At 65.2% G+C, this 9,817-nt stretch carries 8 protein-coding genes and 1 pseudogene; 4 read left to right on the forward strand and 5 right to left on the reverse strand.

Going from position 1 to position 9,817, the window contains the following annotated elements:
* Nucleotides 1-232: 232 nt before the first annotated feature.
* Nucleotides 233-1,120: a protease HtpX gene (gene htpX, locus ACO6VM_RS17370; RefSeq protein WP_125463197.1), complete on the forward strand. Its 888-nt coding sequence runs from the start codon at nucleotides 233-235 to the stop codon at nucleotides 1,118-1,120.
* Between the two features lie 151 nt (nucleotides 1,121-1,271).
* Here htpX and ACO6VM_RS17375 read toward each other — a convergent pair whose 3' ends face one another.
* Nucleotides 1,272-1,919 carry a thiopurine S-methyltransferase gene (locus ACO6VM_RS17375; RefSeq protein ID WP_401057826.1) on the reverse strand — a complete coding sequence of 216 codons (648 nt, stop codon included), beginning with the start codon at nucleotides 1,917-1,919 and terminating at the stop codon, nucleotides 1,272-1,274.
* A gap of 101 nt (nucleotides 1,920-2,020) precedes the next feature.
* Between ACO6VM_RS17375 and ACO6VM_RS17380 the strand changes: the two genes are divergently transcribed.
* The gene (locus ACO6VM_RS17380) at nucleotides 2,021-2,773 is read left to right on the forward strand and encodes a DODA-type extradiol aromatic ring-opening family dioxygenase (protein ID WP_401057825.1); all 753 of its coding nucleotides are present in this window, start codon (nucleotides 2,021-2,023) and stop codon (nucleotides 2,771-2,773) included.
* 156 nt (nucleotides 2,774-2,929) lie between these two features.
* Here ACO6VM_RS17380 and ACO6VM_RS17385 read toward each other — a convergent pair.
* Together ACO6VM_RS17385 and ACO6VM_RS17390 are read right to left on the reverse strand one after the other, a co-directional pair.
* A pseudogene (locus ACO6VM_RS17385) lies at nucleotides 2,930-4,649 on the reverse strand (DEAD/DEAH box helicase).
* A gap of 392 nt (nucleotides 4,650-5,041) precedes the next feature.
* Entirely contained in the window at nucleotides 5,042-5,797 is a 756-nt protein-coding gene (locus tag ACO6VM_RS17390) for a spermidine synthase (RefSeq protein ID WP_125857868.1), read from the reverse strand.
* Between the two features lie 118 nt (nucleotides 5,798-5,915).
* Between ACO6VM_RS17390 and ACO6VM_RS17395 the strand changes: the two genes are divergently transcribed.
* Nucleotides 5,916-7,262 (forward strand): class II 3-deoxy-7-phosphoheptulonate synthase, encoded by a 1,347-nt coding sequence (locus tag ACO6VM_RS17395; RefSeq protein ID WP_422403569.1) that lies wholly within the window; start codon nucleotides 5,916-5,918, stop codon nucleotides 7,260-7,262.
* Here ACO6VM_RS17395 and ACO6VM_RS17400 read toward each other — a convergent pair.
* Nucleotides 7,243-8,463 (reverse strand): winged helix-turn-helix domain-containing protein, encoded by a 1,221-nt coding sequence (locus tag ACO6VM_RS17400; protein WP_422403570.1) that lies wholly within the window; start codon nucleotides 8,461-8,463, stop codon nucleotides 7,243-7,245. The genes ACO6VM_RS17395 and ACO6VM_RS17400 overlap by 20 nt on opposite strands.
* Nucleotides 8,464-8,587: 124 nt before the next feature.
* A complete protein-coding gene (locus ACO6VM_RS17405; RefSeq protein WP_258645564.1) occupies nucleotides 8,588-8,806 on the reverse strand; it encodes a DUF1127 domain-containing protein in 219 nt (72 codons plus the stop codon).
* A gap of 96 nt (nucleotides 8,807-8,902) precedes the next feature.
* On the opposite strand from ACO6VM_RS17405, the gene ACO6VM_RS17410 reads away from it, so the two are divergent.
* Nucleotides 8,903-9,754 carry a LysR substrate-binding domain-containing protein gene (locus ACO6VM_RS17410; RefSeq protein WP_110996501.1) on the forward strand — a complete coding sequence of 284 codons (852 nt, stop codon included), beginning with the start codon at nucleotides 8,903-8,905 and terminating at the stop codon, nucleotides 9,752-9,754.
* Nucleotides 9,755-9,817 lie beyond the last annotated feature (63 nt).

Consider the following 9,817-nt stretch of genomic DNA (forward strand, 5'->3'; position numbering starts at 1 on the left):
GGTTGGGAGGAGGGGGGTGGGGGGGACGTCCTTTTCCGGTGGGGGGTTGGTTTTCCCCCGCGATTCATTCTTACATCCTGCAACGCTCTCTCCCACAGCCTCTCCGGCATCCTCTGCCATACTCCCCCGCGTACACAGTTTGAAATAGTCGACCGGTTGAAACCGCCAGGCCTCCCCCTTATATACCCCCGCAGTACGCAACAATCTTATCCGTCAGGAGAACGTGACAACCATGATGCGCATTCTGTTGTTTGTAGCCACCAACCTCGCGGTGGTGCTGGTTGCAAGCATTACCCTGAGCCTGTTCGGCTTCAACGGGTTCATGGCCGCCAACGGGGTTGACCTCAACCTGGGCCAGTTGCTGGTCTTCTGCGCCGTGTTCGGTTTCGCAGGTTCGCTGGTCTCGCTGTTCATCTCCAAGTGGATGGCGAAGATGAGCACCGGCACCCAGATCATCAGCCAGCCGCGCACCCGCCACGAACAGTGGCTGCTGCAGACCGTCGAGGAGCTGTCCCGCGAAGCCGGCATCAAGATGCCCGAAGTGGGTATCTTCCCGGCCTACGAGGCCAACGCCTTCGCCACCGGCTGGAACCGCAACGACGCGCTGGTCGCGGTATCGCAAGGCCTGCTCGAGCGCTTCTCGCCCGATGAAGTGCGTGCGGTACTGGCCCACGAAATCGGCCACGTGGCCAATGGCGACATGGTCACCATGGCGCTGGTGCAAGGCGTGGTGAACACCTTCGTGATGTTCTTCGCCCGCATCATCGGCAACTTCGTCGACCGGGTGATCTTCAAGAACGAAGAAGGCCACGGTATCGCCTACTTCGTGGCGACCATCGTCGCCGAGCTGGTGCTGGGCATCCTCGCCAGCATCATCGTCATGTGGTACTCGCGCCGCCGCGAGTTCCGCGCCGACGAAGCCGGCGCCCACCTGGCCGGTACCGGCGCGATGATCGGTGCCCTGCAGCGCCTGCGCAGCGAACAGGGCCTGCCGGTGCACATGCCCGATACCATGAAGGCCTTCGGCATCAACGGCGGCCTCAAGCACGGCCTGGCCGGCCTGCTGATGAGCCACCCGCCACTGGAAGACCGCATCGACGCACTGCGCCGCCGCGGCTGATCCAGGGCTTGGGCGAAAAGGGCGACTTCGGTCGCCCTTTTTCATTGCCAATACCGGCCTCATCGCGGGGCAAGTCGCAGCGGCGCACCGCCGCTCCCACGACCTGTAGATGCCGATGTAGGCGTGGGAGCGGGCTTGCCCCGCGATGGTTTCAGCGCCGAACGCTGTAGGCTCGCTCCAGCAATCTTTCGACACCTGCCTTCAGAAACTTCGGGCTCTCGTCCAGAATCTCCCGCCCCTCAACCTCATCGACCTGCCACCCGGAAAACCCTGCACGCACTTCGCCATCCCCCACCGAAAACGGCGGCCCGTCGATCAACGACTGATCGTAGTCCAGCGTCACCAGCAAGCCCTTGCCGATGGCTGGCAAATCATCCAGCAGCGCCATGTAGCGCTCGCGCATCCGGGGCGGCAGGGCAATCAGCGCCGCCCGGTCGTACAGCCCGGTGCAGCCGGCCACATCCTCGGCATTCAACGCGAAGATATCCCCGCACCACAGCTCGATCTCGCCACAGCGCCACACCTCGAAAGCGCCCCGCCGGGAAACCTCGGCCACCAACCCGTGCTCGACAAAGAAGTCTTCCACCGCCCGCCGCGACAGCTCGACGCCAAGCACCCGATACCCCTGCGCAGCCAGCCACAGCAGGTCCAGGCTCTTGCCACACAAGGGCACCAGCACCTGAGCCCCGACGGCCAGGCCCAACGCCGGCCAGTGCGCCTGCAGGTACGGGTTCACCTGGAGCTGGTGAAAGCCGATCTGGTTGTCCGCCCACCGCTTGTGCCAGAACGCTGGCTCCATGATTCCTCCCGGTTTTTCGATATTTAGCCGTAAAAACTTATATTGGATCTCGATCGTTTCCTGACCGAAGATGACAGCATCTTACCTGCCAGGACCTCGCCATGCTGCCCAGCCTGTTCATCTCCCACGGATCGCCCATGCTCGCCCTGCAACCTGGCGCCAGCGGCCCGGCCCTGGCCGCCCTGGCCCGCGCCCTGCCCCGCCCGAAGGCGATCGTGGTGGTGTCGGCCCACTGGGAAAGCCGCGAGCTGCTGGTGACGGGCAACCCCCAGCCACAGACCTGGCATGACTTTCACGGCTTCCCGCCGGCCCTGTATGCCGTGCAGTATCCGGCACCAGGCGAACCGGTGCTGGCTCGCCGAGTGGCCGATCTGCTGGGCGCCAAGCTGGACGACAAACGCCCCTTCGACCATGGCACCTGGGTGCCGCTGTCGTTGATGTACCCGGCGGCGGATATCCCGGTGATCCAGGTATCACTGCCGAGCCAGGCTGGCCCAGCCCTGCAACTGAAGGTCGGCCAGGCACTGTCGGCACTGCGCGAGGAAGGCATCCTGCTGGTCGGCTCGGGCAGCATTACCCACAACCTCGGCGAGCTCGACTGGCATGCCGGGCCGGATGCGGTCGAGCCCTGGGCACTGGCGTTTCGCGACTGGGTGGTGGAGCGGCTGAAGGCGGGAGACCAGGATGCACTGGTGGACTATCGCCGGCAGGCGCCATTCGCAGTGCGCAATCACCCCAGTGACGAGCACCTGCTGCCGCTGTACTTCGCCATGGGTGCAGGCGGGCAATTCGGCATCGTGCACCAAGGCTTCACTCTGGGGGCGCTGGGGATGGACATCTATCGGTTCGACTGAAGGGCCTCTTCGCGGGTAAACCCGCTTCCACAGGTACAGCGCCAAGTTGAAATCCGGCGCAATACCTGTGGGAGCGGGTTTACCCGCGAAGAGGTCGGTGCAGGCAAAAAAAAATCCCCGACCTAGGCCGGGGATTTTTTCATTGCAGCGCCAGGATCAATCCTCGCGGTAGCGGCGCAGCTTCAGCTGCTTACCGGCTACGCGGGTGTCCTTGAGCTTGGTCAGCAGACGCTCCAGGCCATCTTCCGGCAGCTCGACCAGGCTGAAGCTGTCGCGTACCTGGATGCGGCCGATGGCGTCACGCGCCAGGCCACCTTCGTTGAGGATCGCGCCCAGCAGGTTCTTGGCGGCGATACCGTCACGGGCACCCAGGGCGGTACGGCAACGCACGCGGCCTTCGGCCAGCGGCATCGGCGCACGACGCTCGCGGTCACCACTGCGCTCGCTACGCTCACCACGTTCGGCACGCTCACCGGTGCTGCGCTCGCGCGGGCTGTGGGTCGGCACCAGCGGCTGCTCGCGCTCCACCGAAGCCAGGTCCAGGGCTTGGCCGTTGGTGGCCTTGCGCAGCAGGGCCGAAGCCAGTGCACGCGCGCTGCAACCCAGGTCGGCGGTCAGGCGGTCGAACAACTCACCGTGGCTGGCCTCGGACTCGGCCACCAGCGGCGCCAGGCTCTTGGTCAGCTTCTTGATGCGCGCATCGAGCACGGCTTGCGGGTTAGGCAGGCGGGCTTCGGCGACTTTCTGGCCGGTAACACGCTCGATGACCTGCAGCATGCGGCGCTCACGCGGGGTGACCAGCAGCAGCGCACGGCCTTCGCGACCGGCACGGCCGGTACGGCCGATACGGTGCACGTAGGACTCCGGGTCGTACGGCATGTCAACGTTGAACACGTGAGTGATGCGCGGTACGTCCAGACCACGGGCAGCGACGTCGGTGGCGACGACGATGTCCAGGCGGCCATCCTTGAGCGAGTCGATCACGCGCTCACGCTGGTTCTGGGCGATGTCACCGTTCAGTGCGGCAGCCTTGTAACCCTTGGCTTCCAGCGCGGCGGCCAGGTCCAGGGTGGCTTGCTTGGTACGCACGAAGGCGATCAGCGCGTCGAACTCTTCCACTTCCAGCAGGCGCAGAACAGCCGGGATCTTCTGGTCGGCATGGACCATCAGGTGGGCCTGGTCGATCGCGGTGACGGTCTGGGTCTTGCTCTGGATCTTGACGTGCTTCGGCTCGCGCAGATGGCGCTCGGCGATCGAACGGATCGAAGACGGCAGGGTGGCGGAGAACAGCACGGTCTGGCGCGAGGCCGGGATGGCATCGAAGATCACTTCGAGGTCGTCCATGAAGCCGAGCTTGAGCATCTCGTCCGCTTCGTCCAGTACCAGGTACTGCACGGTGGACAGGACTTTCTCGTCGCGACGCAGGTGGTCGCACAGACGGCCAGGGGTAGCGACGACGATTTGCGCGCCGTTACGGATGGCACGCAGTTGTGGGCCCATCGGGGCACCACCGTAAACAGCCACCACGTTAACGCCCGGCATCTGCTTGGCGTAAGTTTCGAAAGCGGTAGCAACTTGCAGCGCCAACTCACGGGTTGGCGCCAGGATCAGGGCTTGCGGTTCGCGCTTGCTCACGTCGATCTTGTTGAGGATCGGCAGGGCGAAGGCAGCGGTCTTGCCGGTGCCAGTCTGCGCCTGGCCGATCATGTCGTGACCGGCGAGGATGATCGGGATCGACTGTTGCTGAATGGCCGACGGCTCTTCGTAGCCGGTGGCCACAACGGCAGCAACAATATTCGGATTGAGTTCGAGAGCGGCGAATCCGCCGGTTTCCTGGGTCATGGGTCTGCCTCTAGGTGCATCCGCAAAGACCCATGCTCCAAAGCTGCACATGCCTTGAAAGACCAAAAGGTCACCCAGGCAGCTTTGGCGGCGGGGATTTGCGAAAACGATTGAAAATGGGAACGTCTTGGGAAAGTCCGACTAGCGGACGCGCAGCCGAAGCTGGGTTCGGAGGATTTGCACCACCTGATTTGCGGCCCGCTAAAAGACCGGCGCGTACTATATACGAATTCGGTGAGAACCGTGAGAAATATTTCAGAAGAAAAGGCCAGTATCGGGCCATCTAACCGGGCGGGCTGAATCGATTCCCTTTTACATCCGTGTCGGCCTCTTCGCGGGTAAACCCGCTCCCACAGGTCAGCACTGGCTCGGGACTCCAAAGTCCCTGTGGGAGCGGGTTTACCCGCGAAGAGGCCGACGCGGCTTTCAGGTAGCCGGCCTTACGGCCTTGATCAGGTATTCCAGCGAGTAGCCCAAGCGGGGCGCCAGCGCCTCGGCCCGGGCGCGCAGGCTGTCGATGTCCAGTTGCTGATCCAGATCGGCGGGCACCAGCAGGATCACGTTGCCCTCCTTCACCGGCAACTCCCAGTAATGGCGGTGGTATAGCCCGCGCAGCAAGGCGGCACCCAGTGGCCTGCCGTCATCGCTGGCCCACTGGTTGATCACCAGCCAGCCACCTGGGTTGAGCTGCTTCTGGCAGTTTTCCAGGAACGTCCAGGCCAGGTGGCCAACACCGGGACCATGGTCGGTGTACAGGTCGACAAAGACCAGGTCGGCCTTTTCCGCTGTCGGCAGCAGCTCGATGGCATCCCCCACCCGCACGTACAACCGCGGGTCATCGTCCAGGCCCATGAACTCCATGGCCAGGCGCGGCACGTCGGGGCGCAGCTCGATGGCCTCGACATCGTCCAGCGGCAGGTACTTGAGGCACGCTTGCGTCAGGGTGCCGGCGCCGAGGCCGAGGAACAGCGCACTCTCGGGCTGTTCATGGCACAGCGCGCCGACCAGCATGGCGCGGGTGTAGTCGTACTCCAGCCAGCTGGGGTCGGCGGTAAAGGTGCAGCTCTGCTCGATGGCGTCGCCGAACTCGAGGAAGCGGTAGTCCTCCACCTCGTACACGCTGATGACGCCAAAGGCGTCCTCCACCCGTGCCAGCAGCCGCTCTTCCCGCTCCGTCGCCATCCCACCACCGCCTGCGCAAAACGCGCATTGTCCGCCAATGCCGGTGGTGCAACAAGCACGTCGGCGGCTGTACCATGGCAGCTACGCCTGAACCGACACTTATTAGATAGAGCCCGTGATGACCCAACCCTGGAGCCCTGACAGCTGGCGCGCCCTGCCGATCCAGCAGCAACCCGTCTACCCGGACGCCGCCCACCTGCTGAAGGTGGAGCAGACGCTGGCCAGCTATCCGCCGCTGGTGTTCGCCGGCGAGGCCCGTGAACTGCGCCGGCAGTTCGCCGAGGTCACCGAGGGCCGGGCGTTCCTGCTCCAGGGCGGCGATTGTGCCGAAAGCTTCGCCGAGTTCTCGGCGGCGAAGATCCGCGACACCTTCAAGGTGCTGCTGCAGATGGCCATCGTCATGACCTTCGCCGCCGGCTGCCCGGTGGTCAAGGTCGGGCGCATGGCCGGCCAGTTCGCCAAGCCGCGCTCGGCCAACGATGAAACCATCGGCAACGTCACCCTGCCCGCCTACCGCGGCGACATCGTCAACGGCATCGGCTTCGACGCCGCCAGCCGCGTGCCCGACCCCGAGCGCCTGCTGCAGGCCTACCACCAGGCCACGGCCAGCCTCAACCTGCTGCGCGCCTTCGCCCAGGGTGGCCTCGCCGACCTGCACCAGGTGCACAAGTGGAACCTGGACTTCATCGCCAACTCGGCGCTGGCCGACAAGTACCACCAACTGGCCAACCGCATCGACGAAACCCTGGCGTTCATGCGTGCCTGCGGCCTGGATACCGCGCCACAGCTGCGCGAAACCAGCTTCTTCACCGCCCACGAAGCGCTGCTGCTCAACTATGAAGAAGCCTTCGTGCGCCGCGACAGCCTGACCGGCGACTACTACGACTGCTCGGCGCACATGCTGTGGATCGGCGACCGCACCCGCCAGCTGGACGGCGCCCATGTCGAGTTCCTGCGCGGTGTGCACAACCCGATCGGGGTGAAAGTCGGGCCGAGCATGAACCCCGAAGAGCTGATCCGCCTGATCGACGTGCTCAACCCGGACAACGACCCGGGCCGCCTCAACCTGATCGTGCGCATGGGCGCCGGCAAGGTCGGCGCGCACCTGCCGGGGCTGATCCGTACCGTCGAGCGCGAAGGGCGCAAGGTGCTGTGGAGCTCGGACCCGATGCACGGCAATACCATCAAGGCCAGCAGCGGCTACAAGACCCGCGACTTCGCGCAGATCCTCGACGAGGTCAAGCAGTTCTTCCAGGTGCACCAGGCCGAGGGCAGCCATGCCGGCGGGATCCATATCGAGATGACCGGGCAGAACGTCACCGAATGCATCGGCGGCGCCCGGCCGATCACCGAAGACGCCCTGTCCGATCGCTACCACACCCATTGCGACCCGCGCATGAACGCCGACCAGTCGCTGGAGCTGGCCTTCCTGATCGCCGAAACCCTCAAGCAGGTGCGCCGCTGAGCAATGCCTGACGCAGCCGGCTGCCCTCGGCGCGAGGGCAGTTGAGCTGTACCTGCTCAAGCCCCAACCAGGCGGCCAGGCGCCGCAACTCGATGGCCAGCGCCTGGTAGCCCTCCTCGTCCAGCCCTCGCTCTTCTTCGTGCACCGCGTGCACCGCCAGCCGCCCATGGCCACGCTCGGCACGCAGATCCAGGCGCGCGGCAATGCGCTCGCGGTGCAGGAACGGCAGCACGTAATAGCCGTACACCCGCTTGTGCGCCGGGGTGTAGATCTCCAGCCGGTAGCGGAAGCCGAACAACCGCTCGGTGCGGCTGCGCTCCCAGACCAGCGAATCGAACGGCGACAGCAAGGCGCTGGTGTGGATACGCCGAGGGATGCGCGGCGTGCCCGCCAGATAGGCCGGTTGCTTGCAACCCTGAACCGAACAGGCCTGCAAGCGCCCGTCCGCCAGCAATTCGGCCAGGGCTGCCTTGCTGTGCCGGGGTGACAGGCGAAAATAATCGCGCAGGTCCTGCTCGGTGGCCACGCCGAGCGCGTTGGCGGCATGCAGCATCAGGCCCTGATGGGCTTCAGCCTCGCTGGGCACCGGCTGCTCGAGAATGGTCGCTGGCAGCACCCGTTCGGGCAGGTCATACAGGCGCTCGAAACCGCGGCGCCCGGCCACCGTCACCTCGCCTGCGGCGAACAGCCATTCCAATGCGTGTTTCTCTTCGCTCCAGTCCCACCAGGGGCCGGCGCGTTCCTCGCGGGTCGACAGGCTGCCTGCGCCCAGTGCGCCGCGCTCGGCCACCGCCGCCAGTACGCGCGCAATCACCTCGGGACGCTCACGGCCAAAGGCCGCGAGCTGCCGGTAGATGCCCTGGCCTGCACGGGCCTGGGCCATGCGCCAGCGCATCAGCGGGTACAGCGCAAGCGGCAGCAGCGAGGCTTCATGGCCCCAGTATTCGAACAGCCGGCGCTGGCGACGCGTGCCCCAGGCGAGCTGGTCGAGCGACGCCTGTGGGTAATCGCCCAGGCGCGAGAACAACGGCAGGTAGTGGGAACGGACCAGGGCATTGACCGAATCGATCTGCACCACACCCAGGCGCTGGAATGTGCGATTGAGGCTGGCGAGCGTGGCCGGGGTATCGGGGGGCTTGCCGAAGCCTTGGGCGGACAGCGCCAGGCGGCGGGCCTGGGCGAGGGACAGGCTGAGGGACATGGAGTGGGCTCCGTCTGAGGTTCAGACAGTAAAGACGCTATCGCGGGGCAAGCCCGCTCCCACGTGTGAATGCGTGGGAGCGGCGGTGCGCCGATGCGACTTGCCCCGCGATGGGGGCCGCCCTCTATTTGCGCAGCGGGTCTTCCCAGAAGTGCCGGTCGGCTTCCTGCTGGATATCCGCCCGCGACAACCCCAGGTCGTGCAGCGTCGCATCGCTCAGGCGCGCCAGTTCATCGCGCTGGCGGTGCAACTCGTACCAGCGCAGGAACAGCCCGCCGGCACCGTGCAGCAGATGGTTCAGGGCCGATACCGGCTGGTGAGCAACATTGAAATGACCTTTCATCTTGACGCCCTCCGTGTGGATGGCCTCAGTCTCTGCCCAGGCCTAAGATCAATCCAACGAATGTTTCTGATGCCATGCATCTCGGAGATTGATGCAATGTCCCAGTATCAGAGTCTCGATGCCGACGTGCTGCGTACCTTCGTCGCCATTGCCGAGCAAGGCGGCTTCACCCGCGCCGGTGAAGTGGTCAACCGCACCCAGTCGGCGGTCAGCATGCAGATGAAGCGCCTGGAGGAAGACATCCTGCAGCGCCAGCTGTTCGAACGCGACGGCCGCCAGGTGCGCCTGACCGCCGAGGGCGAGGTGCTGCTGGGTTACGCCCGGCGCATCCTCAAGCTGCATGGCGAAGTGTTCAATACCCTGCGCATGCCGCACATGGTCGGGGTGGTGCGCATCGGCACCCCGGACGACTATGCCATGCGCTACCTGCCCGGCATCCTCACCCGCTTCGCCCAGGCCTACCCGCTGATCCATGTCGAGGTGCATTGCGACTCGTCGAAACAGCTGATGCTGCGCCAGGACCTGGACCTGACCATCGTCACCCGTGAACCCGGCAATGAAGTCGGCCAACTGCTGCGCCAGGAACGGCTGGTGTGGGCGGCGGCCCGAGGCTACTGCCCACAGGAACAGCGGCCGATGCCGCTGGCGCTGTTCAACACCGACTGTTTCTGCCGCGCCTGGACCTGCAATGCCCTGGAGCAACAGGGCATCGAATACCGTATCGCCTACACCAGCCCCAGCCTGGCGGCGATCTTCGCCATCGTCAGCGCCGGGCTGGCGGTGACCGCGCAACTGCACAGCCTGGTCGGCGGCGAGCTGCGCATCCTTGGCGAGGACGATGGCCTGCCGCAACTGCACATGGCCAATGTGATGCTGCTGCGCAACGCGCAGCAGCAGTCGCCGATCACCGATTGCATGGCCGAGTTCATTGTCGAAGGGTTCAAGTAGCACGTAGAAACCATCGCGGGGCAAGCCCGCTCCCACGCTTGCGACTGTGGGAGCGGGCTTGCC

It is taken from the genome of Pseudomonas sp. GZD-209, from assembly GCF_049310485.1.
GTDB lineage: Bacteria > Pseudomonadota > Gammaproteobacteria > Pseudomonadales > Pseudomonadaceae > Aquipseudomonas > Aquipseudomonas sichuanensis.

Excerpts from the sequence above, each read along its gene's own strand:
- ACO6VM_RS17375 (WP_401057826.1), bottom strand. The coding sequence starts at position 1,919 with ATGGAGCCAGCGTTCTGGCACAAGCGGTGGGCGGACAACCAGATCGGC.
- ACO6VM_RS17390 (WP_125857868.1), bottom strand. The coding sequence starts at position 5,797 with ATGGCGACGGAGCGGGAAGAGCGGCTGCTGGCACGGGTGGAGGACGCC.
- ACO6VM_RS17395 (WP_422403569.1), top strand. The coding sequence starts at position 5,916 with ATGACCCAACCCTGGAGCCCTGACAGCTGGCGCGCCCTGCCGATCCAG.
- ACO6VM_RS17380 (WP_401057825.1), top strand. The coding sequence starts at position 2,021 with ATGCTGCCCAGCCTGTTCATCTCCCACGGATCGCCCATGCTCGCCCTG.
- htpX (WP_125463197.1), top strand. The coding sequence starts at position 233 with ATGATGCGCATTCTGTTGTTTGTAGCCACCAACCTCGCGGTGGTGCTG.
- ACO6VM_RS17410 (WP_110996501.1), top strand. The coding sequence starts at position 8,903 with ATGTCCCAGTATCAGAGTCTCGATGCCGACGTGCTGCGTACCTTCGTC.
- ACO6VM_RS17400 (WP_422403570.1), bottom strand. The coding sequence starts at position 8,463 with ATGTCCCTCAGCCTGTCCCTCGCCCAGGCCCGCCGCCTGGCGCTGTCC.
- ACO6VM_RS17405 (WP_258645564.1), bottom strand. The coding sequence starts at position 8,806 with ATGAAAGGTCATTTCAATGTTGCTCACCAGCCGGTATCGGCCCTGAAC.